Below are 25662 nucleotides of genomic sequence, written 5' to 3' on the forward strand. Positions count from 1 at the left end.
TACTTACTGTTTGCTGTATTTCCAAAAAACCAAACGGTGATGCAAAACCCGGACGGCAAAGGCCAGCAAGGTTGCTAAAAGCGCCAGCACAAATACAGCTGAAAACATGGCTGTTGCATCAATATCGTAGGAAGCAGCCCGCAGGTAATACCCAATCCCTGCTTTGGCGGCCAAAAACTCGCCCACTACACACAAGATGAAGCTCAAGGCTGCGCAAACCTCTAGACCACTAAATACATAATCCAGAGCCGACTTGATTTTCACTAAAAAAACGATGCGCCAGCGCCCACCACCAAAGGCTTTGGCCATGTCTACCAACTCTGACGACACTGACCGCATACCGGCTACCGTGTGAATAAACATGACAAAGAACGTACCAATGGCGACCAAAGCAATCTTGGATGCCAAGCCAATGCCGAACCACACAATCACCAACGGTGCGATAGCGACTACGGGCATGGCTTGCAACGCCTGCACAATGGGGTGAAACACGCGATATAGGGTCTCAACCTCGCTGACCACAATGCCAAACAAGAAACCCAAACTAGCACCAATGAGCAGCCCTACTAACGTGGCAATCACCGTGGCCACGAAGTGGGTCTCAAACCACCCTTGGCCTGCCCACGCTGCCACGTTTTTAAATACGCTCATGGGGGCAGGCATAAGTGTGGGATTAGCCACTACATAGATAGCTAGGTAGTGCCAGCCCGCAATCAAAGCGATCACACCCAGCACAGGCAACACAACACGCTGCCAGCGAGGCGCGGAAAAATAGTTATCACTCATGAGCGTTTACTCCCTTCCCAGAACACCAGTTTCTCTTTGGCATAAGTCAGCAACGCTCCACCTACATAGCCCAGCACCCCTAGCAATACCATTGCGGTTACGGCCGTTGTGGTGTCCAGTGAGTTAGCTGAGTTATCAATCAAGAAACCCGCTCCCCCCATCCCTACGATGAACTCCATCACCACACAACCCACCAAGGCAAAGCCCCAGCCCACTTGCAAGCCCGAGATGATGGAGCCCGCCGCATTCGGTAAGCAGCAATGCCAATACAATTTCAAGCTGTTGGCATTCAGGCTCTTGAATAGATCCAACAGCACAGGTGGCGTTGCGCGTATGCCTACAAAGGTGCCCACAAAAATCGGGAAGAAACAAATCAAGGCCACCAGCACCACTGTGCTTTTGGTTTCATAGCCCAGCCACAACAAAATCAACGGGGCAATCGCCACCTTAGGCACAGCCTGTAACACCACCACAACCGGATACATCAACAGCTCTACCCGCTTGTACATGGCCAACACGCTGCCAAACACCACTGCCAGCAGCGTGCCTAACAAGAATCCCAAAATGGTGCTTTGCAAAGTCTGTGACAAATGCGGCCACAAATCGGCATCTGTAAACAAGCCGCTATAGATGCGTTCTAAGACGGCCTCCGGCCCTGGGAACACACGATTCGGAATATGGAACAGCGCAATCACGCAATACCAAATTACAAAAAACGCGATCACTGGTGCTATGGGCAACAGCACTCTTTTCAACACTTGGTTCATGATCACTACCCCTTAGCTCATTCGTGATCATCAAAAATCGATCGCAGATAGTTGGACATCTCGATGAACTCCGGGCTGTACAAGGTATCGATGCTGCGTGGTCGAGGAATGTCTATCTTCACGTCAGCCACGATCTTGCCGGGTCTACCGCTCATTACCACCACACGATCAGACAAAAACACCGCTTCTTGTATGGAGTGAGTAATGAACAGCACCGATGGTTTTTTCTCCAGCCAAATACGCTGTAGCTCTACCATCATGTTTTCTCTAGTCATGGCGTCTAGCGCTGAGAAAGGCTCATCCATCACCAATACCGACGGATTGCGTATCAGCGAACGGGCTAACGACACCCGCTGCTGCATACCACCTGACAGTTCAAAGGGGTAACGATCATGAAAGCCTTTGAGCCCTACCAAGTCCAACAAATCACGAGCGGTTTCCTGGTGCTGACGCGGTGATTTTCCGGTCAAGCTCATAGGCAACAACACGTTATCCAGTGCGGTTTTCCAAGGCAACAATGCTGCTTGTTGAAATGCCACACCTACGTCGTCCCGTGCACCTTTGATGACCTGACCGTTAAATTCCACCTGACCAGCCGTAGGTTTTAACAACCCCGATACCAAGCGCACCAGCGTGGACTTACCACAGCCTGATGGCCCCAATACTGAGACAAATGAGGAGGACTCTACCGATAGGTCCAGCTTATCCAGAGCCAGCACTTCTCCACGTTTACTGGGATAGCTGACCACAATATCTTTCAACGTTAACGACATGACTCAATCCTGGCGGTTGCGTTTAGTTGGGTAGCTGCTGCACCGTTTTGCGTACGGCTTCTGCATCAAAGTTATTGATTCCTGGGATGAACTGGTTGGTGTAGAGGGTTTCCACATCAAAGTCCGTCGTAGAGATCTGCTCACCTTCGTACAGTTTTTGCACGAACTTTTCCCAATCGGCCTTGTTGTACTGGCCAAAGTTTTCTTTGATGTCGTACAAACCAATCATGTTGTACGTGCCGTCGTTCACAGCCGAGAAGGTATCTACCCACTTAGCTTCGTTTGCCGCATCAGGCTTAGAGCTAGGGTCGATTTGCCAGTAAGCTTTCACACATTTTTCAGTGTCTGTAGCGCACGCCACAAACGACTTAGCGATAGCACGTCCCATACGTTCTACCAGCTCTGGGTTGGATTGAATGAGTTGCTCGCTAGTTGCCACACCATTTGCAAATAAATTGGCAAACTCTTCAGGAATAGGCAGGCGACGAATAGCGGTACCGTCTTTTTCCATCATCACATTTTGCGGTGCAGGCAGGTTCAGTGCATCCACACTGCCGGATTTCATGCGCTGCCATGCCGCAGGGCCTACACCCACAGGCATCACTTGCACATCTTTCATCCAGGTCACCCCTGCATCACCCAGCATGAGGCGGCTCATAGGTAGATTGCCCCAGCTCAATGCACCCACACCCATTTTCTTGCCTTTAAGATCCGACAAGGTTTTGATATCGCTGTCTTCCAAAACGGTGATTTCAAAAATATTGCGTGGGTAAAAGTTGTAGAAAAACTGGATAGGGAATTTCTCATCTTTGGCGGCGGCAATCACAGACAAGTCTGGGCTCATAATGCCGAACTCCACCGAACCATTCGCTACCTGTGGCAACAGCACGGCCGTACCTTGTACCGATACGTATTCCAGCTCTAAGCCTTCTTCTTTAAAGAAGCCCAGCGCATCCCCAAAGGGAATGGCAGCTTCTACGGCCGACCATGCTGGAGGAAAGCCTATACGGACTTTCTCCAAATTATCAGCTGCGTACAAATTACTACTGGCCAACAAGGCCACACTCAATGCGATTTTCTTCATGGCTAACACCGCCTCTTTGGAGGAATATTGTTTACTGTGATGAGTTAAGGGAGCTGAAACACGCCCTTTGCCGACTGAATCGTGATGTTCAGTTCTGGTTGTTTTGCGTGGGAAACGGGAACATTCACGCCCAATGCATCCCACAATGTCTGTACTACTACGGGCTCTGGGTGCCCTGCTTGGCATGCCACCAAACTAAATTGCTCAGCCAAGCGCTCGGAAGGATGCTGAGCATCACCCCAATCAATGAAATACGGTGCCAACACACCTAACGCATTGGGGCGCGGTATCAGCAAATGCCAATGCAACATCTCGCCGCTTTGGCTTTCTCTAGACAGTGGCACTACATCGCTTTCAATGCCTGCCACCGCATAGGCAGCCTTTAAGGCATCAAAATTTGCCAAAGTGCTACGCATAATGAAACGGTGCAAAGTAGGCTGTTCTAATGCTTGCAACTCATGTCGCAACGCACTCTGTGCATCCGATGACTCATCGATCGCAATCAGTTCTAAATAAGGGCTAGAACCACCGCCTATCAACTGGTTATGCGTGCCGAATAAACGGTGCTTTCCACCGGTTTCAGCCACCATTCCCGTTTTCAAGGCGAAAGCTTCCGCTAGAGGCGGCAATTGCTTGGCGCCAAACATAAAATGATCAATTGTTTGCATGGTGTTTTACTTGCTCATACTGTGCAGTGCACGCTCACTGATACGTAGGCCTTCTTTCAGCACATTCAGTCGCCACTCGGGCGCTAACGGGCAAAAAGCATCAAAGGCATCGGCTTTGAGTTGTTCGCGCTCTGGGTCACTTAAGGTGTTATCAAAGCGCAAACGGTTATCCGCTTGTAGACCACTGATGGTGTATTCCGGTGGTGTAGTACCAAACTCAATCACCGCCCCTACAAAGCGTGTTTTCCCCACAAAACTGCGTACCCCGTTGAAAACCAAACCAGAGTATTTGGGGCGCTCGCTACCATCAAAACCTGCTTTGGTTTCTATATTGTCTTGGCCCCACATCTCGCAGCACTCTTGCCACTCGCTGCTGCCGGGCTCATTAAAGCAGAGGTAGAAAGCTTGGCCGTATTCGCCTAGACCTGTGTGCCAGTCTATGAACACCACCTTTTCTTTATCTTGTAGAAATTCGTGTGCCACGTTCTCCAAGGCCAGATTGGACCATTGGCGAGCCTTACCACCGTAAATTAGCCCTTCCTCTATGTCGTACTGGCCATCAAACAAGGCACGGAAAAAATTGTTTTTACCGTGTTCTGCTATCCATTGCTGTAAGGCCTGCGCGTTATCCTGCTTTTGTTGAGCGGATGTAGCCCCGCACAAGAACGGATGTATCTGCGCATACAGTGGATTGGCGGGCGTAGCGGTAGAAAAATCGATGAAATTACGGTTTAGGTCTACGTTACGCTCGTTGGTACGCAACATGTACGAGAAACCATATGGATTCACAGCATGCACCAGTAGCACTGCAACGTCTGTAGGCAGCACGATAGTGCGTTGGTGCACAGCCTCTAAAAAGGCTGTGAGTAAGGCAGAAGAGGCATACCCCTCTAAACCATGGGTACCACACAACATAACCAGTACCTGTTTCGCCTCTGGATCACCAAGATAGACGGCATCCTGCGTTAGCGCCTCACCCATCACCCCTTGGTAACCTGGTAGTTCTTGGCTTAACACCCTGGTTTGTGCCACATTTCTTGCTGCTGCCAAAAATGCGGACCTTGCCTCGTCATAACTCTGAGAGTAATAGTCGAGCATGCTGCTTCCCCCTGCCTACTGCTAATAAACATCACCAATACTTCTAAAAGTTCTAAGAACCATCAAAAGTATTACAAAAATTTATCATGCTAAAAGGTAAGTCCCGAACGAGGAATTATGTATATGCTTATAGCGACTTACCAGTTTCGTATCGTTCTAAACCATGCCGTGCTCTGTTTTGGGCTCGTAGTGACGCATCAACACAAAGGCTTGCTGCAGGTCATTGATAAGGTCTTCAATGTTCTCTAACCCCACATGAATCCTGACTAACTGCCCTTCTTTTGGATAGTCATCATGAATTTGTGAGGCAGGTCTGGCTACTAACGGCACAACCAAACTCTCAAAACCGCCCCACGACAGACCTATACCCACAATACGCAGAGAATCGAAAAACATAGCTAGTTTTTCTTCGGGCATGGGCTCGAACACAAAGGAAAACAAGCCAGATACGCCACGAAATAAGCGTTTAAAGGTGGCATGCCCCGGATGCGATTCCAGCCCTGGACAACACACCCGCTGCACTTCGGGTTGTGCTTCTAGCCAGCGAGCCACACTTAACGCCGACTGGCCATGCTGACGTAACCGCACATCCAATGTACGCAAACCACGCAATGCCTGATAAAGATCATCAGGTGATGCTGTTTGCCCAAAACGCGTAACCGAATTAGAGAGCAACTCCCACGCTTTTTCGGTGCAAGACGCCACCCCCATAATGCAATCGGAATGACCGCCTATGTATTTGCTGACAGACTGTATAGAGATATCCACTCCATGCTCTAAAGGCTTGAACAGTAGGGGTGTAGCCCATGTGTTATCCATCAGCACAATGGCACCACGCTGGTGCGCTGCATAAGCCAACTCATCTACTTCACACATTTCAAACGAAATAGAACCCGGTGCTTCTAGGTATAAGGCGCAGGTGTTTTCCTTGAAGCGACTCAACACATCGGCCGTGTTTTGGCTGGTGAAAAACTCTACTTCCACCCCCAATTGCGTCAGCACATTTTCAGCAAACTCACGCAATGGCCAATACACAAAATCAGTAAGCAATACATGACTGCCAGGTTTACATACCGCTAGCAGCGAATGCGTACATGCCGCTAACCCTGATGGAAAACAAAAGGACTTATAGGCCCCTTCTAGCTCAGCAATGGCTGACTCGAACGCTGCCGTTGTCAGCGTGCCAAAACGACCATAGTTGGCTTGTGGCTTGGCATTAAAAGGCAATTTAGCCCGTTGACGCCACTGCTCCAACGTTTGAGCCAAAACCGTGGTGCCGCGCACTATAGGCGGATTCACGTACTGCAACGAGGATTCCCCGCCCCGTCCTACCTGCGTCAGCATGGTTTGCGTTGAACTTCCTGATTCGCCCACTTTTTTCTCCAGAAAACAATTCTTGTGAAAACTCACTTAGTAGAATAATTTACTAATATTTATTTATTGTGTGGTTTATTTTTCGTTAATAAATACTAATCACAAAATTTTCACAGCACAACCCACCCTAGGGTAATCCTATATGGGTTTTGCAACAGCAGAGGAAACCTGAGGTGTTTCTGAGCGAAATTCGGATAGGGCGATAAGAAAAAGATAGTGGTGGCACAGCCACGCAGGGATAGCGGTAGGCCTATACCAACACAGATGACCTTCCCACCTAGACACTCAGCATGGGCATAAAAAAACAGCAGAAGCTATAACTTCTGCTGTTTTGTAGGTGTCTATATGAACAGGCAGCGCACTACTACTTACTGCCTTGTTGCGTTGCCTGCAGGTATTAGGACGCCAGCTTCATGAGCACCAAGCCAGACACAATCAGAATAGCGGCAATAATACGCATCGCAGTAGCTGGTTCGCCCAAGAGGGTCAGGCCCAAAATAAAAGCTCCCACTGCGCCTATACCAGTCCAAATGGTATAAGCCGTACCCAAGGGTAGCGTGCGCATCGCAACGGCCAACAAGCCGAAGCTGATAATCATGGTAACAATGGTGATCACCGACGGCCCGAGTCGGGTAAACCCATTGGATAATTTCATGGAATAGGCCCACACCACTTCAAACGCACCCGCGAGAATTAACAAGAACCACGCCATTTGGCTTTCTCCTAAAAAGCCGGGTCGTCCCGGTAATCTACACACTGGATGGTGAGAGGTCGTCCTCTAGAAAATTATATCTTTTGGGGAAAATCGCTACACATTACGCTGGCTTTTTGACCACACTTTTTTTTGTAACCATGCCTGCCCATTCACCAAAAACACGCCAACCAACACCAAACAGGCACCAAGTAAAAACGATTTTTCTACGCGCTCATCAAGTAGCCATGCCCCTAGAACAAGACCAAATATAGGGGTCATAAAGGTCAACACACCCAATCGTGCTGCCAAATAGCGCTCTAGTAACCAGAACCACACAAAATAGCTGAGTAACGATACTAGTACTATCTGGAAGAGCAGGCTCATGCCTAAAGTAGTACTGGGGATAATGGTAGTCTGGCCTGTCCACAACACAAATACGAGCACAACCGCAAAGGTTAACCACATCTGACAAAACAGCACCTGTGTCACCGGTGCTGTTTTCAGCTTAGTGGTACGCAACACAATGGTGGTTCCGCCCCACAATGCCCCAGCCGCCAAAGCAAACACATCACCTAACCAGCTTAATGGGTGTGCATCTGTGGAGGGCACTGCACCACTTAAGGTAGGCCATAAAAACGCTAACGCTATCCCTGAGAAAGCTAGTCCTATCCCTATCCATTGCAAACGGGTTAATCGTTCGTCCGGCAAAAAACCATGCAGTCCAATCGCTACAAAGATAGGGGCGGTATAGAGAAATACAACGACGTGAGAGGTACTGGTATAGCGTAACGCTTCAGCAATGAGCAAGAACTCTAGCCCAAACAGTAAGCCCACTACTAAGCCTGAGCGCCCAAAAATTCCAGGTAGCCAAGTATCGTGTAGCCAGCATCTGTGTATCACAAAGATTAAAACGGCCACCACCCCTGAGCGCAGGGCAACTTGCAACGCCGGTGCCATATAGTCTGCAGCACCTTTTAGTGCAATTTGCTGCATGGCCCAAATCAGGCACAACACCACCATGATGGATACTGCTGAGCCATCAACCGCTTTTCTCATTTTGATGCTACGCCTTGCTGACTATGTAATGCTTCATAGTAGCGATTTAGCATCAAAGATATATAGTGTGAACACCCACTTTACTCAGCGAAAAACAATCACTCCGTGCTTATTTATAACGCCTTACTCAACAATTATGCGAGTTTCAAGATTGAGGCACCCAACACAATAAACCCTATACCTAGGTAACCAGAACGGTTCAAACGTTGTTGGAAGAACACGCGACCCGCCATCGTGGTCAAGAATATACCGGTACCACCCCACAGCGCATAGGCAATAGACAGATCTATTCCTTGCACAGCTTGTGAAAGTGCGGTGAATGAAAGAAGAATACTGGCAATACCAAGAAACCCAACCCAACGTTTCTTGAAACCATCTGAATATTTGATGAATATGTTAGCGGCTACTTCTAAAAGAATTGCGGCCAACATGAAAAAATAGTGAATCCATTCTGCGTTTTGCATGGTTATGACTCCTCCACCTGACGTGGAACACCGAGATTTACCAGCATTACACCTACTAGCAATACGCCCATACCAACCAGCTTTAGCGTACTAACTTGTTCACCGAAAAATCGGAATCCGATAAAAGCAATGGCGATCAATCCAATAGTTTCCCAGGTGGCATACGTTAGGGCCATTGGTAGATACTGCATCGTCGTTGCTAAAAAATAAAAAGATAAGCCAATCATGGCATACATGAACAACAGAGCAGTCCAAGATCCTGAGTCGGAAACTACTTTCATGGTGGTCACACCACTTATCTCTGCTGCTATGGCTGCCAATAAGAACAGCCAAGGTTTGACTAACACGGTAATCCTCATAGATTGCGGAACACGGAGCTATTCTCCACTGTCTACGCAAATTCCCAAAGATGACTCCCATCTATTTTTGAGATAGCATGGCATTATGCAATGGAGCCTTGAACAACTTCGACAATTCGTGACCACAGCAGAACAAGGGTCAATTAGCGCGGCAGCACGACATTTGGGCAAGGCCCAATCGGCGGTCAGTACAGCGCTTTCTCTATTGGAAGCTGACCTAGGTGTGGAGTTGTTTACACGCAGTGGACGCAGCGCTCAGCTTAGCGAAGCTGGGCGTGTACTACTGATGGAAGCTCGTGAATTACTACGCCAAGCGCAAGAGCTTGAGCAACGCGCTCAGTCGTTGGCCGCAGGCGACGATGCCTCGTTATCGTTAGCCTTAGATGAAGCCCTACCCTACACCGCCATACGCACGCTAATACGCGAAATTTCTGACCGTTTCCCACAGCTAGAATTAACGTTGTTAAATGGCACCGCCGCCGAAGTTGCGGGCTATGTAGAACAGCAACGCGCCGAAATTGCCTTTCACTATGACCGTGAAACCGTGCATGATTGCTTTGATCAGCGCCATATCAGTACAGTACCCCAAGGGATTTTCGTAGCCAGTGGCCACCCCTTGCTACAAGATCAACCTGTTAGCCGCAAAGACTTAATGCAATACCGACAACTGGTGATGCACACCGATGGCGACGAAGAACCCACCTACAGCACTAGGTTGTGGCATTCCGATAGTTTCTACAGTATTGCCGAGATGGTAGCCGATGATGTGGGCTGGGCAATTTTGCCACTGAACGTGGCCACAGATGACAGCTACCCCAAACCACTGAAGCAAGTGCATTGCCCATCGTTGGTATTGCCGCTCTTGTCTGTACGTATGCTGTGGCTACAAGGGCAAGCGCTCAACCCAACAGCTCGCTGGGTTGAAAAACGCTTTGCAGAATTGCTAAAACGCCCTGTGTAGACTGCCGTGCCGCTTAGGCGCCTTGCTCTACCGATGCGCTGGTGTTTTCTGGCGATTGATAATGACGTAATACGCGCCACACTACACCTGTTAACAACGCCACCAAAGCCGCTGCCGAAAACAACACCATGCTATGCGCACTGGAATAAGCATTTTGGGCGGCCAGTACTAAGGCATGACCTTGTTCCGCACCCAACTGCTGTGCCATCAGCATGGTTTCACCAATAGACAAGCCTGCTTTGCTAGCAACCTCGGGCGGTAACCCTGCGGGTAGTTGGATGTGATTGGCGTAATTCGCCGTTAATACCAAACCAAACCCCGCAATCCCCAGTGCAGAGCCCAAATCGTAGCTACTGGCGCTTAATGCACCCGCAGCACCGGCTTTTTCCTCTGGTGTACTACCCATAATTGCGACGGAGGAGGCTGTTAGCCCCACGCTGAGCGATAAGCCCAGACCTATCAACATAATGTTGATACCCCAACCCACCTGGCTAAAGTCACTAGCTCCCAAACCAAATAAGCTCAATGCAGAAACCAGCAACGATAAGGTGGCTATAGGCCGCAGCCCCACTCGGGCTAACAACATACTGCCTAGTGGTCCACCTACAGCCGAGGACACCATCAAAGGCAACATCACCAGTGCCGCAGTCAGCGGACTTTTACCCAGTACAAACTGCAGCTCTTGTGCGATGGTGAGCTCTACACCCGCCAACGCCCCCATCACTACAGTCGCCATCAACACCCCGGTACGCAGTGCAGGTAATGCAAACAAACCCATATCCAACATAGGCGCATCAGAGTGACGTTGCTTTTGTACGAACCATGCCAATAGCCCCACACCTATAGCGCAGAACAGCAAGCTGTAGCCCCAGTCACCATCTGGCTTAAAGCCTGATTTCACACCGTATACGGCAGCCAATAGGCCTACCATCAGAATCAGTGCTTGGCCTATAGTCCAGTCCCCTTTGCCAGTCACAAAATGGCGTGGAATCAGCACATAGGCCATAGGGCCAACCACCAACATGATGGGTACGTTCACCAAAAAGACTGATCCCCACCAGAAGTGCTCCAACAGCGCACCACCCACTAACGGGCCCAAGGCTGCCCCCGCCGAGCCCACTGCACTCCACAACCCCAGCGCTAAGGCGCGTTCTTTGGGGTCGTCAAAACTTTGGCGGATGATTGCCAGCAAAGAAGGAATCACCATGGCTGCACCACACGCCATCAAAGCACGCGCCAGAATCAACACGGCTGATGACCACGCATAGGCTGCCAGAATAGACATCGCAGTAAACACTACCACGCCCCACAGCAGCAATAGCCGGTGACCGATGCGATCGGCCAATGTCCCCATGGGAATCAACATACTCACCATCACCAGTGAGTACAGGTCAATAATCCATAGCACCTCTGTGCCACTCGCCTGTAAGGCCAATGTGAGAGAAGGAATAGCGATATGCAGGATGGTGAAATCCAACACAATAGGAAAGAACAACAGCATTACCGCTAGCAACACTAGCCAGCGATTATTTGTCACTTGTGACAAAGACTTCTCCAGATAAACAATAGCGACTAGGTCGCTTCAGTTCGAGCGCGTTTTTTTCGTCGTGGCAACTTGAATTCACTGACCAATACGCCCAATACGATCAGTGCGCCACCTAGGATGGCAACAGCAGGCAGTCTATCGCCCGCAATTCGCCCTACTATGCCAGCCCATACAGGTTCGCTGGCATAAATCAGGGTGGCCCGTGTGGGCGTCACCGTGCGCTGCGCCCAGTTCATGGTGTACTGAATCACCATGCTACTTAAGCCCAACCCTATGGCTGCCACCAACCATACCCATGAAAATTCAGGTATGGACTCGCCGGCAATGGGCATACAGAGAAATGACAGCACGCCTGCTACCCCTGTCTGCACCACTGTAATGCGTTGCACATTAACCTTAACGGCAAAATAACTGATCAATATCACTTCTACAGCAATGGCAAAGGCGCTAATCAACGTAGCAATTTCACCTGCGCTTAGGTTAAAACCAGCGGTTGTAGGCCCCGCCAGCAACACCAAACCTATAAAGGCCAGTGTGACCCCAATCAAAGTCATAAGGCTTGGTGCTTTACGCCATACCAGCCATTGCAGCAACGGCACTATAGGCACATAAAGAGCCGTGATAAAGCCCGACATGCTGCTGCTTACTGTTTGTAGGCCGTAGGTTTGCAAACCATAGCCTGCAAAAATACTGGCTCCTATCACCGTACCAGCCAACAATTCTATGCGTGTAATGCCGCGCATTGCGCGTCTGAATACCACCCAGCCTATAAGCCCTGCCGTCACAAAGCGCAGCCCCACAAAAAACAGCGGGCCGCTGTATTGCATGGCTGTGTGTATGATCAGAAAAGTCGTTCCCCACAACATGGTCACCGCGACCAGAGCCAATTCCTGCTTACTCAACGAAAACATGCTGGGGACTTATAGAAAGAAGAAAAATGTACATAAGACTATAAGCTGCTATCTTATAGTATTCATTGCTGACTGCGCACTACGTAGACAGATAACAATGATCACTCCTTTCTTTTTGCGTTTTATACACACCACATCATGCAACACAAGGTCTTGGCTATTTTACAAATGGGCGACCCACCGCTGGATATACAGCAAAAACTGGGCGTGCAATCAGATTGGATGATTGCGGCCTTGCCCGACACCCCAATTACCGTAAAAGTGCTGTATCCAGCGTCCGGCGATACCTTACCTGAACCCAATTTGCTGGCAGGCGCTATTTTGACAGGCTCTATGTCGATGGTGACTGACCGCGAAGCATGGAGCGAATACACTGCCGACTGGATACGACTTGCCATAGACCAACAGTTGCCTTTACTAGGCATTTGCTATGGCCATCAATTGATGTCTCATGCGTTGGGCGGCGTGGTGGACTATCACCCTGCTGGCCGAGAAATAGGCCAATTACCTATACAACTGCATGATGAAGCTAAAGCAGATCCGCTATTGGCTGACTTGCCGTCAACATTTATGGCTAACCTCACGCACGAACAAAGCGTGTTGCAACCTCCTGAGCAAGCAACGGTACTGGCGTCATCGGAACACGATGCTCACCAGATTTTGCGCTACAGCCCCTATGCCTTATCGCTGCAATTTCACCCCGAGTTTTCCAACGAGGTGATGAGCTATTTCTTGAGCCGACGCGAGGCATTGTTCAGCACTGAAGGCTACGATATTCCTGCCATGTGTGCAGCCTTAGAGGCTACCCCCGTAGCACGTAAAATTCTGCATGATTTTGTTGATCTGTGTGCGGCGGCTACACCCGCTACCGTCAACACAGCTGCCAACGCTAGCTAAACAGCCACGGGACACAGCAAAAAGAAGGCCAACTGCAATCATGGTTGGCCTACGCCAGAAAAATAGCCTCTGCTCTTTTGCGTACATATAAAAAATGGCTGAGCCTCTACAGGTTCAGCCATTTTTTTGCCGTAGTGCTATCGCATTAACGCAGCAGCGGCACACCAGTTTTAGACTGGATTTCCTCGAAGCTTACGCCTTCAGCCAGCTCTACCAGCTTCAGACCTTCGGGAGTCACATCCATCACGCCCAAATCGGTAATGATGCGGTCTACCACGCCCACGCCGGTCAAAGGCAATGTGCACTCTGGCAGAATTTTCATATCGGTAGTGCCGTCTTTTTTACGTGCTACGTGCTCCATCAGCACGATCACACGTTTCACACCCGCAACCAAATCCATCGCGCCGCCCATACCTTTCACCATTTTGCCTGGAATCATCCAGTTGGCTAAGTCACCGGCTGCAGTTACCTGCATAGCGCCCAAGATAGACAAGTTCACTTTGCCGCCGCGAATCATGGCAAAGCTTTGATCGCTACCAAAAATGGACGAACCTGGCAGTGTGGTCACGGTTTGTTTACCCGCGTTGATCAGGTCAGCATCCACTTCGTCTTCGGTAGGGAATGGGCCAATACCCAGCATACCGTTTTCGCTTTGCAGCCAAACTTCAATGCCTTCTGGTACATGGTTAGCCACCAGCGTAGGAATACCAATACCTAGGTTCACATAGAAACCATCTTGCAACTCTTTGGCAGCACGAGCTGCCATTTGATCTTTGGTCCATGCCATGACTATCAAGCTCCTGCCTTGGTGGTAATGGTGCGCTGTTCAATGCGCTTCTCGGGATTAGGGTTATGCACGATGCGATGCACATAAATGCCGGGCAAATGCACATCATCAGGCGCCAACTCGCCTACTTCCACGATTTCTTCCACTTCCACAATGGTAATTTTGCCTGCGGTAGCTGCCGCTGGGTTGAAGTTACGTGCGGTGTAACGGAAACGCAGGTTCCCGGACTTATCTGCTTTATGGGCTTTAATCAGCGCCACATCAGCCACCAAAGCCTCTTCCATCACGTAGGTTTCACCATTGAATTCACGCAGTTCTTTACCTTCTGCTACTAAGGTACCTACGCCAGTTTTAGTGAAGAAAGCAGGAATACCAGCACCACCAGCACGCAGCTTTTCAGCCAACGTACCTTGGGGAGTAAATTCAAGTTCCAGTTCGCCGGATAAATACTGGCGTTCGAACTCCTTGTTTTCCCCTACGTAAGAAGAAATCATCTTCTTGATTTGTCGGGTCTCTAATAGTTTGCCCAGACCGAAACCATCCACACCTGCATTATTGGAAATGGCAGTCAGATTTTTCACACCAGAGTCACGCAGCGCATCAATCAATGCTTCAGGAATGCCACACAGGCCAAAGCCGCCTACAGCCAGAGTCTGGCCGTCTGCTACTACGCCTTTCAGAGCTTCCGCCGCCGAAGGATAGAGTTTGTTCAAGGTAAGTCCTCCGTCAATAATTATTCATCAAGTCTATCCTGCCACACTTTACGGATAATGGTAGGTAGACTTGGCAGCTTAAGGTGCTTGCTATGATAATTTACCAAGATGCACTACGTAAGCGCATACGTAGTTTTTCGTACAGGAGTCGCTTTGTCAATGCTGGAAGATTACCGGTCAGCCTTTGAAATGGCCCCCATCGGTCTTGTTATCTCACGTCATCGCACCATTGTTGAATGTAATCAGCGGGTATGTGAAATTTTTCAGACCACCCGTGATGCCCTGATGGGACAATCATTTCTCACGCTATACCCCACGGTAGATGAGTTTGAACGTCTGGGGCTACGTATCCCCCCCATTATGAATGCCACCGGCCTGTATTCCGATAGTCGCATCATGAAGCGTGCTAACGGGCAGTTCTTCTGGTGCCATGTATCGGGGCGTTCTTTTGATCGTGACAAGCCGCACGACGCAGGCATTTGGAGCTTTGAAGACATTAGCGAACAACGCCCTATTACCGAGCACCAACTTACAGCAAGAGAACGCGAAGTCGCTGCCCGAGTACTAGAAGGCAAGAGCGCCAAAGTCATCGGTAAAGAGCTGGGCATTAGCCACCGCACGGTAGAAATTCACCGTTCACGCTTGATGCAAAAGTTTGGGGCCAGCTCTACGGCTGACCTTATACAGAAAATGCTTAGCGTTTAGTCTTGTTCATATGTTTTAGCGGCTTTACTACGCCCCGTCGCTTTCAACATAGGGTGCTGCCCCATGTATTCATGCAGGAAGTGTATGAAGCTAGTTGCCGCTGGTGATAGCGCCCGCCCTTGTCGGGTAAACAAATAAAAACTACGTGTGATCACGGGGCGATATAAGGCCCGCATCTCTAATTGGTACAGTTTGACCAATGGCGTGGCATACGCCACGCAGATAGTCACCCCCAGACCGGCATTCACCATCGCCAAGGCGGTGGACATAAAGGTGACTTCATTGGCTGGTTCTAACACCATGCCACGAATGGCACCGTACAGATCCTCTGACAAACGCTCAATAAACTGCCCTTGCAGCGAGATTAGCGGGTATTGCGTCAAATCAGACCAGCACACCCTGCGCAGTTTTTCCAACGGATGCCCCGGTGGAAATACCGCCATAAACGGGCCTTTGAATAGCGCTTGAGCATGAATATCAGAATTATTGTCTCGCTCAGGCCCTAAGCCTATATCCACTTCGCCTGAAAACACACGCGACACTACACTTTCCACAGCACAATCCACCAGCTTCACCCGTATGCCAGGGTAGCGCTGGGTGTAAGCCGCAATAATGCCCGGCAATAAGGTAGACGACATCAACTGCGGCGCTGCTATACGCACTAACCCACTTTTGAGGTCTTTCAAGTTAGCGGATTCATCAAGCGCATGATCTAGATCGTTTAGCACCTTCCCGATAATGGGTAATAAATCCTCCCCCACCTCGGATAATTGCAACCTACGCGTGCTTCTATCTATAAGCACCAACCCCAGCGCCGTTTCCAATTCTTTGATTAAGGCACTCACGGCTGACTGACTCACAAACAAGCTTTCCGCCGCCAGAGAAAAGCTGCCTGTACGTGCCACCGCCACAAAGGCACGCAACTGCCGTAAGGTCACGTTACGCTTGCTACGCAAAAGCTGTAATTGATCTGCAGACACGTGCTTTTCCTTATCTAATGGTTACCCCTAATTTATAAGGTAAATTGATATAACAATCCATAAATATCATTTGTTTTATAAGTAATTATGCCTTGTAATAGGTTCGTCACTGTGTGATCTGGGCCACTTTTGGCTCCTTATGTGGCTACAAGGCCCACATGGTCACAGCTCTACCTTTAAGGGGACATCCATGCAAATCAAAAAAATTCACCACGTTGCTTACCGCTGTAAAAACGCTAAGGAAACTGTGGAGTGGTACGGCAAGTACCTGAACATGCGCTTCATTCTGGCTATTGCTGAAAACGAAGTGCCTTCCACTAAAGAACCCGATCCTTACATGCACGTTTTCTTGGATGCAGGTAACGGTAACGTATTGGCGTTTTTTGAGCTGCCTACCCGCCCTGAAATGGGCCGCGACTCCAACACCCCAACTTGGGTGCAGCACTTGGCGCTGGAAGTAGACTCCGTAGACGACTTGTTGCGCACTAAAGCCAACTTGGAAGCCGACGGCATTTCCGTGATTGGCCCTACTGATCACACCATTTTTAAATCCATCTATTTCTTTGATCCTAACGGTCACCGTCTGGAACTGGCTGCTAACACCGCCACCCCAGACATGAGCAAGAAACTGGACGACGTGAAATGGGCAATGCTGGAAGAGTGGGACCGCACCAAAAAAGCCCCACAACATGCACAGTGGATGCATGACGGCAGCTATCAGGCCAACTAAACCTCTGGATCACGCATGTTTCTTAAATCCCTGACTCATTGGATCAACAAGGGGCTAGAGCTGTTTCTAGTCGTTTGCCTTGCCATTATGGCCATACTGGTATTTGCCAATGTGGTTTTGCGCTATGGCTTCGACTCGGGTATTGCGGTTTCGGAAGAATTAGCACGACTGTTGTTCGTCTGGCTGATCTTCCTTGGCGCTGTGCTGGCAACCCGCCAGCACGCCCACATTGCTTTTAATTCCTTTCTGGCCAAACGCACGCCTACCTGTCGCAAAATTTTGATAGCGATAAGCAGCCTCTTGATGCTGGTTGGTGGCGTTATTTTTGTTATTGGCGGCTGGAAGCAAACCCTCATCAATATGGACAATAGCTACCCTGTACTCGGCATTTCCTATGCATGGCTGTATGGCACCGCTATTGTTTTTGGTGTGGGCTTGGTCTTAAGTACCATTTTGAATATGTGGGAAAGCATTACTAGCCCCACAGGCTTCCCTGGCGGAGACGAATAACATGACCGCCGTATTATTGTTTCTTAGCATTCTGGTTGGGCTGATTTTTATCGGCATGCCCATCGCCTTTGCCCTGCTTTTTTCTGCCATCGGCATCATGATGGCCACCGACTCGTTCGATACCCAGATTGTGGTGCAGAACGCTATTGGCGGTGCAGATAACTTTATTTTGATGGCAGTGCCTTTTTTCATTCTGGCTGGCGAATTTATGAACGCCGGCGGTTTGTCTAAACGCATTGTGAATTTGGCTAGCGCCTTCTTTGGTCACTTGCGTGGTGGTCTGGGCTACGTCACGATTTTTGCCGCCTTGTTATTAGCCAGTTTGTCCGGCTCTGCTGTGGCAGATACTGCCGCATTGGCTGCAATCTTGATGCCAATGATGCGCCAAGCCGGGTACGATCCAGCGCGTGCTGGTGGTTTGATGGCTGCTGGCGGGATTATTGCCCCAGTATTGCCGCCTTCCATCGGTTTGCTGCTGTTTGGTGTGGTCACCAACGTGTCCATTACCCGCCTATTTATGGCTGGTATTGTGCCCGGTATCTTGATGGCCGTATCGCTGATCGTGGCGTGGTACTTGGTATCCCGCAAAGATACTACCGTCACCATTAACCCTCGCGTTCCTATGCGTGAGCGTTTAAAAGTGGTGTACCAAAGTTTCTGGGCACTGCTGATGCCAGTCATCATCATTGGTGGTTTGCGCTTTGGTATTTTCACCCCTACTGAAGCGGCTGTAGTGGCTGCGGCGTACGCGCTGTTTGTAGGGACTGTTATTTACCGCGAACTCACGTGGAGCCGCATTTATCACTGCTTGTTGATGTCGGCACGTTCGTCTGCTGTGGTACTAATTCTGGCTGCATTGGCGATGGTGGCGTCTTACATGATTACCATTGCCGACATTCCTTACCAAGTTGGTGAGTGGATGGATGTCTTTACCGACAACCCGATTTTGTTGGTTGCTGTGATGATGGCTGTGGTGTTCACCGCTGGTATGGTGTTGGACATGATTCCATTGGTGCTGATTTTTGCACCCGTGTTCGTGCCTATCGCTGTAGATGCCGGTGTAGACCCTGTGTACCTAGGCGTGCTGTTTGTCATGAACTGCGCGATTGGCATGATCGTGCCTCCAATTGGGGTGGTACTGAACGTCGTAAGCTCGCTGGGCAAGATCAGCATTGAACGCGCAACACGTGGCGTGATGCCTTTCTTGATCGCTGAGCTGCTTATTTTGATACTGCTTATTTTGTTCCCACAGCTGGTGATCACACCTGCTTCGTGGTGGCGTTAAACACAATACTTATTATTCTGGAGATATCCCTATGCGCACTACGCTACTAAAAAAACTGGGTGTATTACTGGCTACAGGTTTGCTGTCCAGCGCAGCTGTTGCTCAAACCATTGATGCAAAATTTGCAGTAACGCTGCCTAAAAATTCCCACCAAGGTTTAGGTGTGGCTAAGTTTATTGATCTGGTCAAAGAGAAAAGCGATGGCCGCATCAAAATCCGCCCTTACTACAACGCAGCGTTAGGTAACGACGTACAAGTAACCTCGGCTTTGCAAGGCGGCACCATTGAATTTACCGTGCCACAAACCTCTACCCTGACCGGTATGGTGCGTGAGTTTGAAATTCTGGATTACCCATTCTTGTTCGCTAACGAGCAAGAAGCCGACACCATTTTGGATGGCGCTATTGGTCAGCGTTTGCTGGATCAACTGCCAGAAAAAGGTTTGGTAGGTTTGGCGTACTGGGAAAACGGTTTCTTCAACGCAACCAACAGCAAGCACCCTATTACTAAGCCTGAAGACTTCGAAGGCCTGAAATTCCGTGCCGTACAAGCCAAGATTTCTCAAGAAACACTGAAAGCATTGGGCGCAAACCCTGTGTCCTTGGCTGTACCTGAGATTTACACCGCATTGGAAACTCGCACCATCGACGGCCAAGGTACACCTACGGCTGTAACGTCCTCCCTGAAACTGGGTGAAGTGCAGAAATACCTGTCGTTGACTAAACACTCCTACGGCGCGTTCTTGCCTTTGGCATCCAAGAAATTCTGGGACAAGTTATCTGAAGCAGATCAACAGATCATCAAAGAAGCTGCTGAAGAAACCCGTATTTACCAGCGTGAAATTGCTCGCCAGCAAGCCGCTGACGCCCAAGCAGCATTGGCCGCTCAAGGTTTAGAAGTTAACGAAGTAAGCGACGCCGAAATGGTTCGTTTCCGCGAGAAAATGCAACCTGTATGGGAAAGCTTTAACGCAGAAATCGGCCCTGAGTTCGCTGCTGAAACCTTCTCCGAAATCGAGAAGCTGCGCGCTGCTCCTGCTAACTAATACAGCTGGGGCTACCGCGTAGCCCCGCCCCACCAATTCCGAATAAGGAAAAGTCATTATGAAACTTGCTACCCTGAAACAAGGTGGCCGTGATGGTACCCTGATCGTTGTAGACCGGACATTGACACGCTACACGCCCGTGCCCCAGATCGCTGCCACCCTGCAAGCTGCCCTGGATAACTGGGAGCAGGTCGCACCTCAGCTGCAAACCGTTTACGACGCATTGAACCGTAACGAAGTAGCTGATGCAAAACCCTTTGATAGCCAAGCCGTACATTCTCCACTACCACGTGCTTACCAATGGGCAGATGGCTCTGCTTACGTGAACCACGTTGAATTGGTACGTCGTGCTCGTGGCGCTGAACTACCAGCGTCATTCTGGACTGACCCCTTGATGTACCAAGGTGGTTCCGATTCGTTCATCGGTCCACGTGACGACATTCCTGTTCCCTCTGAAGAATGGGGTATTGACCTGGAAGCCGAGATCGCTGTGATCACTGGCGATTTGCCTATTGGTGCTACACCAGAACAAACTGCAGGCGCTATCCGTTTGCTGATGTTGGTGAATGACGTATCGCTACGTAACCTGATTCCAGGTGAATTGGCCAAAGGTTTTGGTTTCTTCCAATCCAAACCAGCTTCGGCTTTCTCGCCAGTTGCGGTGACACCAGACGAACTGGGCGACGCTTGGCAAGACACCAAAGTACACCGTCCTTTGACTGTGCACCTGAATGGCAAACTGTTTGGTAACCCTGATGCAGGCACCGACATGACCTTCAACTTTGCGCAATTGGTGGCACACGTCACTAAGTCTCGCGAAGTAGAAGCAGGTTCTATCATTGGTTCGGGTACGGTATCCAACAAACAGGGCAACCTGCACGGTTCTTCCATCGAGAACGGTGGCGTAGGTTACTGCTGCTTGGCGGAAGTACGTATGTACGAAACCATTGAAACCGGTGCGCCACAAACACCTTTCTTGAAGTACGGCGACACTGTGAAAATTGAGATGCTGGATGCGCAAGGCCAAAGCATTTTTGGCGCGATTGAACAACGCGTAGTACCAAACTCCTAATCCACTAGGTATGCCCGTCTGCATGCGCAGGCGGGTAGCCCTCACCGGCCTAGATCCCATGAAACTATATAGTTATTTCCGCAGTTCTGCGGCATATAGGGTTCGTATTGCCCTCGCATTGAAAAAACTGCCTTTTGAGATCATCCCTGTGCACCTATTACGGGATGGCGGACAGCAATATCAGCCTGCGTATTTGGCAAAAAACCCTATGGGCATAGTCCCCAGTCTGGAAACCGATGATGGCCTGACATTGACGCAATCGTTAGCGATTATCGAGTATCTGGATGAGACCCACCCAGACGTTGCTCTACTGCCTGCTACGCCCGCTGAACGCGCGCGTGTGCGTGCACTGGCGCTGACCATTGCCTGCGATATTCACCCTATCAACAATCTGCGTATCTTGAAGTATTTGCAGAACACGTTGGGTGTGGATAACGATCAGAAAACCGAGTGGTATTTGCATTGGCTGAAACAAGGTTTGGCTGCCGTGGAAACCATGTTGGCAAACGACCCGCATACCGGTACGTTCTGTCACGGCGATACGCCCGGACTAGCCGACTGCTGCTTAGTACCTCAGGTGTTCAATGCCAAGCGTTTCAAGCTACCTATGGAAGACTACCCTACGATTAGCCGCATCGTAGACGCTTGCGAAGCGCTACCCGCGTTTCACCAAGCTGCACCAGCGCAGCAACCCGACGCTGAGGCGTAAAATCGTATTCATCGCACACGCAGGGGACTGCAGGAATACTTTTTGTGATTTGAGACACCAAATCACAAAAGTTTCCTCTCCGTCCCCGAAGCTTCTAGCTAGTGTTAAGTTTACTGCCCATTCTTATGTGGCCCTTTCTCTGGTAACTCATACCTGAGGATAAGTCATACACACGCTCAAACCGCGACTCTAGAATCGCTTGCTATGACGTATAAGAATTCAATCTTGCAGCAGCCAACGTACAAAAACCGTGGCAGGCCATGAAGGGAAAACAGAGGAAAGTGTTTTTTTATTTGGTGGTCAAATTAAAAAATACTTTTCGCAGTGCTAGCTAATGCAAGCAGTCGTTGATCAGCGTAATGCTGCATTCAGTGGTTGGTCCGTAGGTTTCAGCGTCCTTGCTTTCTACTTCGCAATCCCAAACGCTACGGACCAAGGGTAGATTAGCTCAACCCAGTTACAGGCACGCTCGCACCATGAATGGCACTCGCATCTTCAGAAGCCAAGAAGCCAATAACTGCCGCTAACTTCTCCGGGCTTACCCAACGAGTTGGATCGGCATCTGGCATGGCTTCACGGTTTTGAGGCGTGTCGATAATCGTGGGCAATACGCAGTTCACGTTAATGCCTTTTTCACGCAGTTCGGCGGCCATGCTTTCAGTGATGCGGCTCACCGCGCTTTTGGCTGCAATGTAAGCGCCCATATCAGCCAAGCCTTGGCGTGATGCAAAGGCACCTACGTTTACTACTTTGCCACTTCCTTGTTGCAGCATGTGCGGTACTACCGCCTGCACGGTGTGCAGTACTGTCATGACGTTCATGTCGTATTGCTGCTGCCAAGCTGCCAAGGGTGTGACGTGCACGGGCTCTCCCATGTGAAAGCCGCCCGCTACGTTGCACAGTACATCTATACGTCCAAAGCGTTTAACGGCCTCGTCTACGCCTTTCTGCAAGGCTTCAGGCTGCATTAGGTCAGCCTGTAGGTAATACACGTTATCGCCTTCTGGAGCAACGGCTTCCAACGCTTTACGATTACGTGCCACCAGTACCAAGCGCGCACCTTTTTGCGCAAAATGATGCGCCACTGCCTGCCCTAAGTTACCGCTAGCACCACTAATCATCACCACAGGTGAGTGCGTATTTTGCATGTTTACTTCCTGACTACTGTAAGAATCTAGTCTGCCGCTTATTTCGCCACAGACTTTTTGTTTGCATGGTAACGGCCCGAACCACGGTGGTAGACCGTATCGTCAGCCAATATAGTACCGGGGTCTAAATCAGGGCGCGTTGCGATGCGATCATAGACCGGCTGGAAATCAATGGCTGCCAATTCCAACAACGCATCCAAATCCTTGATCACAAAATAGCTTTCTTGGAAATCATCAATACGGTAATTGGTACACATCACCCTATCTAGATCAAACGCGATACGGTTAGGCGAATCGTCTTCCAAACTGAAGACACTTTCGGTGCGTGATGACGCTATGCCTGCACCGTAAATGCGGGGTGCGCCATCTTCCAGCACCAAACCAAATTCAACGGTGTACCAGTACACACGAGCCAAACGGTGCAGCACACCTAATTCCTTGGCACGCAAACCACCCTGACCATAAGCTTGGATGTAATCCGCAATAGCAGGATTCATCAGCATAGGAACATGACCGAACACATCGTGAAAGACGTCGGGCTCTTCTAGGTAATCCAGCTCGTGGGCTTTACGTATAAACTGCCCTGCTGGAAAGCGTCTATTGGCCAAGTGCTCAAAGAATACATCGTCTGGCACCAAACCAGGTACAGCGACCACTTGCCAGCCCGTGTGCTTCATCAGCACTTCACTCAATTGCTCGAAGTGCGGGATTTTATCGGCAGAGATAGGCAGCTTTTTCATGCCCTCTACAAACTCTTTGCAAGCACGCTGCGGCAACAACTTGGTTTGTCGCTCAAACAGTGTTTTCCAGACGCCATGCTCTTCGGCGGTATAGCGATCCCAACCTTGGTCTATGGTCCAATCAGCGCGCTCAGGCTGAAAAGCGTCGCCCGCCGCCAAGCCATGTTTGCTCTTGTCCTGAGTAATCTGTTCCTGCTCTAGCATGTGGGTATCCTCCGGCTGTCATACCTGTCTTAGGCTTGATCAGCTGACGCTGCGCAACGCGCAAAAACAGCATCAATAATATGTGCCAACGCGATATCACGTTGGCTCAACCCATCAGCATCGTGTGTCGTTAATACGATTTCCACACGGTTATAGACGTTACTCCACTCAGGATGATGATCATGTTTTTCAGCATGCAACGCCACTTGCGTCATGAATGCAAAGGCTTCAGTAAAGTCATGCAGCACAAACTTGCGTCGGATCAGCCCGCCGCGTTGTGCTTCATACTGCCAGGAAGGCAATTGTTCTAATGCTAGTTGTCTTTCCTGGTCATCCAATTTCAACATGATCATCGTTCCTTGATGGTTACATGCAGTGTGGCTTATTCAGCTGTCGCTGTGCCCAGCACACCGCGTTCAATTTGGTCACGCTCAATGGACTCAAATAGTGCTTTGAAGTTTCCTTCGCCAAAGCCTTCATCGCCTTTACGTTGGATAAATTCAAAGAACACAGGGCCTAGCAACGTGCCAGAGAAAATTTGCAGCAACAGACGTCGTTGACCACCTTCCGCCGTACCATCCAACAAGATGCCGCGTGCTTTCAATTCATCAGCGTTTTCACCATGCCCTGGGATACGCGTCTCTAGCATTTGGTAGTACGTTGCTGGTGGCGCTTTCATGAGCGGCACACCGGCTTTAATCAACTGGTCCACACCGTGGAAGATGTCGTCACACAGCAGCGCAATATGCTGTATGCCTTCCCCGTTGAACTGCAGCAAAAATTCTTCAATCTGCCCAGACCCTTGAGCCGATTCTTCATTGAGAGGAATACGAATTCTACCATCTGGTGCTGTCATGGCTTTGGAAACCAGACCGGTGTACTCGCCTTTGATATCGAAGTAACGAATTTCACGGAAGTTAAACAGCTTCTCGTAGAAATCTGCCCAGAAAGACATACGGCCACGGTACACGTTGTGTGTCAGGTGATCGATGAATTTGAAACCGTAGCCTACCGGATGGCGATCAACACCTTCGATAAACTCAAAATCAATGTCATAAATAGACTGACCATCTGCGTAGCGATCGATCAGATACAACGGCGCACCACCAATACCTCGGATGGCAGGCAAACGTAGCTCCATAGGGCCAGTTTCAATTTCAATAGGTCGCGCACCCAGCTCTAACGCACGATTGTATGCATGGTGGGCATCACGCACGCGAAAGGCCATACCACAGGCACTAGGGCCATGTTCAGCGGCAAAATATGCTGCTTCACTATTAGGCTCGCGGTTAACGATGAAATTAATGTCACCCTGACGGTACAGCGACACGTCTTTTGAACGGTGCTTAGCTACCTCGGTAAAGCCCATTAATTCGAAAGTTCGCTCCAGCAGACCTGGCTCTGGAGAGGCAAACTCCACAAACTCAAAACCATCCAGCCCCATTGGGTTCTCAAATAAATCCGCCATAGCTTTCTCCTGAAGAAAAGACTTTTAGATAGACTTATTTTAAGACTCAAGCACTGCACTAAAAATGCAAAGACAGCTCAGTTAAACCCTATAATACGCAGGAATCCTGCAAAAATTAGATAATTGGT

General features: G+C 49.7%; 29 protein-coding genes. 9 read left to right on the forward strand and 20 right to left on the reverse strand.

The genetic code is table 11. From position 1 onward, the window contains the following. Positions 1-3: 3 nt before the first annotated feature. The 11 genes from ACLO87_RS12245 to ACLO87_RS12295 form a co-directional block, all read right to left on the reverse strand. Positions 4-786 (reverse strand): ABC transporter permease, encoded by a 783-nt coding sequence (locus tag ACLO87_RS12245; RefSeq protein ID WP_430223847.1) that lies wholly within the window; start codon positions 784-786, stop codon positions 4-6. Beyond that, positions 783-1553 carry an ABC transporter permease gene (locus ACLO87_RS12250; protein ID WP_135865804.1) on the reverse strand — a complete coding sequence of 257 codons (771 nt, stop codon included), beginning with the start codon at positions 1551-1553 and terminating at the stop codon, positions 783-785. The genes ACLO87_RS12245 and ACLO87_RS12250 overlap by 4 nt, the downstream gene beginning before the upstream one ends. A 17-nt stretch (positions 1554-1570) precedes the next feature. Then, positions 1571-2326 (reverse strand): ABC transporter ATP-binding protein, encoded by a 756-nt coding sequence (locus tag ACLO87_RS12255; RefSeq protein ID WP_135865806.1) that lies wholly within the window; start codon positions 2324-2326, stop codon positions 1571-1573. Positions 2327-2348: 22 nt separating this feature from the next. Next, positions 2349-3410, reverse strand: a complete 1062-nt coding sequence (locus ACLO87_RS12260; protein WP_430223848.1) for an ABC transporter substrate-binding protein — start codon at positions 3408-3410, stop codon at positions 2349-2351. Positions 3411-3454: 44 nt separating this feature from the next. After that, complete coding sequence (locus tag ACLO87_RS12265) at positions 3455-4078, reverse strand: VOC family protein (RefSeq protein ID WP_430223849.1); 624 nt, start codon at positions 4076-4078, stop codon at positions 3455-3457. A 6-nt stretch (positions 4079-4084) separates the two neighbouring features. Further along, positions 4085-5176, reverse strand: coding sequence for a DUF2817 domain-containing protein (locus ACLO87_RS12270; RefSeq protein ID WP_135866936.1), 1092 nt, complete (start codon positions 5174-5176; stop codon positions 4085-4087). 156 nt (positions 5177-5332) lie between these two features. Next, positions 5333-6520, reverse strand: coding sequence for a cystathionine beta-lyase (gene metC, locus ACLO87_RS12275; protein WP_430223850.1), 1188 nt, complete (start codon positions 6518-6520; stop codon positions 5333-5335). A gap of 427 nt (positions 6521-6947) precedes the next feature. Then, positions 6948-7262: a DMT family transporter gene (locus ACLO87_RS12280; protein ID WP_135866412.1), complete on the reverse strand. Its 315-nt coding sequence runs from the start codon at positions 7260-7262 to the stop codon at positions 6948-6950. 96 nt (positions 7263-7358) lie between these two features. Further along, positions 7359-8300, reverse strand: coding sequence for a DMT family transporter (locus tag ACLO87_RS12285; RefSeq protein ID WP_430223851.1), 942 nt, complete (start codon positions 8298-8300; stop codon positions 7359-7361). Between the two features lie 134 nt (positions 8301-8434). Continuing rightward, positions 8435-8764 (reverse strand): multidrug/spermidine efflux SMR transporter subunit MdtI, encoded by a 330-nt coding sequence (mdtI, locus tag ACLO87_RS12290; RefSeq protein ID WP_135866416.1) that lies wholly within the window; start codon positions 8762-8764, stop codon positions 8435-8437. Between the two features lie 2 nt (positions 8765-8766). Next, entirely contained in the window at positions 8767-9111 is a 345-nt protein-coding gene (locus ACLO87_RS12295) for a DMT family transporter (RefSeq protein WP_430223852.1), read from the reverse strand. A gap of 97 nt (positions 9112-9208) precedes the next feature. Between ACLO87_RS12295 and ACLO87_RS12300 the strand changes: the two genes are divergently transcribed. After that, the gene (locus tag ACLO87_RS12300) at positions 9209-10084 is read left to right on the forward strand and encodes a LysR family transcriptional regulator (protein ID WP_135866420.1); all 876 of its coding nucleotides are present in this window, start codon (positions 9209-9211) and stop codon (positions 10082-10084) included. Between the two features lie 13 nt (positions 10085-10097). Here ACLO87_RS12300 and ACLO87_RS12305 read toward each other — a convergent pair whose 3' ends face one another. Both ACLO87_RS12305 and ACLO87_RS12310 read right to left on the reverse strand, forming a co-directional pair. After that, entirely contained in the window at positions 10098-11621 is a 1524-nt protein-coding gene (locus tag ACLO87_RS12305) for an MFS transporter (protein WP_430224068.1), read from the reverse strand. A 35-nt stretch (positions 11622-11656) separates the two neighbouring features. Then, the gene (locus tag ACLO87_RS12310) at positions 11657-12541 is read right to left on the reverse strand and encodes a DMT family transporter (protein ID WP_135866389.1); all 885 of its coding nucleotides are present in this window, start codon (positions 12539-12541) and stop codon (positions 11657-11659) included. 138 nt (positions 12542-12679) lie between these two features. On the opposite strand from ACLO87_RS12310, the gene ACLO87_RS12315 reads away from it, so the two are divergent. After that, entirely contained in the window at positions 12680-13438 is a 759-nt protein-coding gene (locus tag ACLO87_RS12315) for a glutamine amidotransferase (protein ID WP_430223853.1), read from the forward strand. A gap of 145 nt (positions 13439-13583) precedes the next feature. Here the strand turns inward: ACLO87_RS12315 and ACLO87_RS12320 are convergent, their stop codons facing one another. Both ACLO87_RS12320 and ACLO87_RS12325 read right to left on the reverse strand, forming a co-directional pair. Further along, positions 13584-14225 carry a CoA transferase subunit B gene (locus tag ACLO87_RS12320; RefSeq protein WP_135866392.1) on the reverse strand — a complete coding sequence of 214 codons (642 nt, stop codon included), beginning with the start codon at positions 14223-14225 and terminating at the stop codon, positions 13584-13586. Between the two features lie 5 nt (positions 14226-14230). Then, a complete protein-coding gene (locus ACLO87_RS12325; RefSeq protein WP_135866394.1) occupies positions 14231-14938 on the reverse strand; it encodes a CoA transferase subunit A in 708 nt (235 codons plus the stop codon). Between the two features lie 159 nt (positions 14939-15097). Here ACLO87_RS12325 and ACLO87_RS12330 point away from each other — a divergent pair, with 159 nt between their 5' ends. Then, a complete protein-coding gene (locus tag ACLO87_RS12330) occupies positions 15098-15643 on the forward strand; it encodes a PAS and helix-turn-helix domain-containing protein (protein ID WP_135866396.1) in 546 nt (181 codons plus the stop codon). Here ACLO87_RS12330 and ACLO87_RS12335 read toward each other — a convergent pair. Continuing rightward, complete coding sequence (locus ACLO87_RS12335) at positions 15640-16623, reverse strand: LysR family transcriptional regulator (RefSeq protein WP_430223854.1); 984 nt, start codon at positions 16621-16623, stop codon at positions 15640-15642. The two genes, ACLO87_RS12330 and ACLO87_RS12335, sit on opposite strands and share 4 nt — an antisense overlap. A gap of 190 nt (positions 16624-16813) precedes the next feature. Here ACLO87_RS12335 and ACLO87_RS12340 point away from each other — a divergent pair, with 190 nt between their 5' ends. From ACLO87_RS12340 to maiA, 6 genes are read left to right on the forward strand one after another with little or no spacing between them, the layout of a single operon-like run. Continuing rightward, positions 16814-17353 (forward strand): VOC family protein, encoded by a 540-nt coding sequence (locus tag ACLO87_RS12340; RefSeq protein WP_135862298.1) that lies wholly within the window; start codon positions 16814-16816, stop codon positions 17351-17353. Positions 17354-17368: 15 nt separating this feature from the next. Then, positions 17369-17863: a TRAP transporter small permease gene (locus ACLO87_RS12345; RefSeq protein ID WP_430223855.1), complete on the forward strand. Its 495-nt coding sequence runs from the start codon at positions 17369-17371 to the stop codon at positions 17861-17863. Position 17864: 1 nt separating this feature from the next. Beyond that, positions 17865-19148, forward strand: coding sequence for a TRAP transporter large permease (locus ACLO87_RS12350; RefSeq protein ID WP_430223856.1), 1284 nt, complete (start codon positions 17865-17867; stop codon positions 19146-19148). Between the two features lie 31 nt (positions 19149-19179). Then, positions 19180-20193, forward strand: a complete 1014-nt coding sequence (locus ACLO87_RS12355; RefSeq protein ID WP_430223857.1) for a DctP family TRAP transporter solute-binding subunit — start codon at positions 19180-19182, stop codon at positions 20191-20193. Positions 20194-20251: 58 nt separating this feature from the next. Beyond that, entirely contained in the window at positions 20252-21265 is a 1014-nt protein-coding gene (locus ACLO87_RS12360; RefSeq protein ID WP_135862291.1) for a fumarylacetoacetate hydrolase family protein, read from the forward strand. A 58-nt stretch (positions 21266-21323) separates the two neighbouring features. Further along, complete coding sequence (gene maiA, locus ACLO87_RS12365; protein WP_135862289.1) at positions 21324-21974, forward strand: maleylacetoacetate isomerase; 651 nt, start codon at positions 21324-21326, stop codon at positions 21972-21974. A gap of 443 nt (positions 21975-22417) precedes the next feature. Here maiA and ACLO87_RS12370 read toward each other — a convergent pair whose 3' ends face one another. From ACLO87_RS12370 to hppD, 4 genes are read right to left on the reverse strand one after another with little or no spacing between them, the layout of a single operon-like run. Further along, positions 22418-23122, reverse strand: a complete 705-nt coding sequence (locus ACLO87_RS12370; protein ID WP_430223858.1) for an SDR family NAD(P)-dependent oxidoreductase — start codon at positions 23120-23122, stop codon at positions 22418-22420. A 38-nt stretch (positions 23123-23160) separates the two neighbouring features. Next, a complete protein-coding gene (phhA, locus tag ACLO87_RS12375; protein ID WP_135862287.1) occupies positions 23161-24066 on the reverse strand; it encodes a phenylalanine 4-monooxygenase in 906 nt (301 codons plus the stop codon). 29 nt (positions 24067-24095) lie between these two features. Next, a complete protein-coding gene (locus tag ACLO87_RS12380; protein ID WP_430223859.1) occupies positions 24096-24413 on the reverse strand; it encodes a 4a-hydroxytetrahydrobiopterin dehydratase in 318 nt (105 codons plus the stop codon). A gap of 35 nt (positions 24414-24448) precedes the next feature. Beyond that, a complete protein-coding gene (hppD, locus tag ACLO87_RS12385) occupies positions 24449-25534 on the reverse strand; it encodes a 4-hydroxyphenylpyruvate dioxygenase (protein WP_135862285.1) in 1086 nt (361 codons plus the stop codon). Positions 25535-25662: the final 128 nt, after the last annotated feature.

This window comes from Paenalcaligenes sp. Me52 (assembly GCF_050487965.1).
Classification (GTDB): domain Bacteria; phylum Pseudomonadota; class Gammaproteobacteria; order Burkholderiales; family Burkholderiaceae_B; genus Paenalcaligenes.

Bases quoted from the DNA above. Each gene is read 5' to 3' on its own strand.
- ACLO87_RS12245 (WP_430223847.1), bottom strand. From the start codon at position 786: ATGAGTGATAACTATTTTTCCGCGCCTCGCTGGCAGCGTGTTGTGTTG.
- ACLO87_RS12250 (WP_135865804.1), bottom strand. From the start codon at position 1,553: ATGAACCAAGTGTTGAAAAGAGTGCTGTTGCCCATAGCACCAGTGATC.
- ACLO87_RS12255 (WP_135865806.1), bottom strand. From the start codon at position 2,326: ATGTCGTTAACGTTGAAAGATATTGTGGTCAGCTATCCCAGTAAACGT.
- ACLO87_RS12260 (WP_430223848.1), bottom strand. From the start codon at position 3,410: ATGAAGAAAATCGCATTGAGTGTGGCCTTGTTGGCCAGTAGTAATTTG.
- ACLO87_RS12265 (WP_430223849.1), bottom strand. From the start codon at position 4,078: ATGCAAACAATTGATCATTTTATGTTTGGCGCCAAGCAATTGCCGCCT.
- ACLO87_RS12270 (WP_135866936.1), bottom strand. From the start codon at position 5,176: ATGCTCGACTATTACTCTCAGAGTTATGACGAGGCAAGGTCCGCATTT.
- metC (WP_430223850.1), bottom strand. From the start codon at position 6,520: ATGCTGACGCAGGTAGGACGGGGCGGGGAATCCTCGTTGCAGTACGTG.
- ACLO87_RS12280 (WP_135866412.1), bottom strand. From the start codon at position 7,262: ATGGCGTGGTTCTTGTTAATTCTCGCGGGTGCGTTTGAAGTGGTGTGG.
- ACLO87_RS12285 (WP_430223851.1), bottom strand. From the start codon at position 8,300: ATGAGAAAAGCGGTTGATGGCTCAGCAGTATCCATCATGGTGGTGTTG.
- mdtI (WP_135866416.1), bottom strand. From the start codon at position 8,764: ATGCAAAACGCAGAATGGATTCACTATTTTTTCATGTTGGCCGCAATT.
- ACLO87_RS12300 (WP_135866420.1), top strand. From the start codon at position 9,209: ATGCAATGGAGCCTTGAACAACTTCGACAATTCGTGACCACAGCAGAA.
- ACLO87_RS12310 (WP_135866389.1), bottom strand. From the start codon at position 12,541: ATGTTTTCGTTGAGTAAGCAGGAATTGGCTCTGGTCGCGGTGACCATG.
- ACLO87_RS12315 (WP_430223853.1), top strand. From the start codon at position 12,680: ATGCAACACAAGGTCTTGGCTATTTTACAAATGGGCGACCCACCGCTG.
- ACLO87_RS12320 (WP_135866392.1), bottom strand. From the start codon at position 14,225: ATGGCATGGACCAAAGATCAAATGGCAGCTCGTGCTGCCAAAGAGTTG.
- ACLO87_RS12330 (WP_135866396.1), top strand. From the start codon at position 15,098: ATGCTGGAAGATTACCGGTCAGCCTTTGAAATGGCCCCCATCGGTCTT.
- ACLO87_RS12340 (WP_135862298.1), top strand. From the start codon at position 16,814: ATGCAAATCAAAAAAATTCACCACGTTGCTTACCGCTGTAAAAACGCT.
- ACLO87_RS12345 (WP_430223855.1), top strand. From the start codon at position 17,369: ATGTTTCTTAAATCCCTGACTCATTGGATCAACAAGGGGCTAGAGCTG.
- ACLO87_RS12350 (WP_430223856.1), top strand. From the start codon at position 17,865: ATGACCGCCGTATTATTGTTTCTTAGCATTCTGGTTGGGCTGATTTTT.
- ACLO87_RS12355 (WP_430223857.1), top strand. From the start codon at position 19,180: ATGCGCACTACGCTACTAAAAAAACTGGGTGTATTACTGGCTACAGGT.
- ACLO87_RS12360 (WP_135862291.1), top strand. From the start codon at position 20,252: ATGAAACTTGCTACCCTGAAACAAGGTGGCCGTGATGGTACCCTGATC.
- maiA (WP_135862289.1), top strand. From the start codon at position 21,324: ATGAAACTATATAGTTATTTCCGCAGTTCTGCGGCATATAGGGTTCGT.
- ACLO87_RS12370 (WP_430223858.1), bottom strand. From the start codon at position 23,122: ATGCAAAATACGCACTCACCTGTGGTGATGATTAGTGGTGCTAGCGGT.
- phhA (WP_135862287.1), bottom strand. From the start codon at position 24,066: ATGCTAGAGCAGGAACAGATTACTCAGGACAAGAGCAAACATGGCTTG.
- ACLO87_RS12380 (WP_430223859.1), bottom strand. From the start codon at position 24,413: ATGTTGAAATTGGATGACCAGGAAAGACAACTAGCATTAGAACAATTG.
- hppD (WP_135862285.1), bottom strand. From the start codon at position 25,534: ATGGCGGATTTATTTGAGAACCCAATGGGGCTGGATGGTTTTGAGTTT.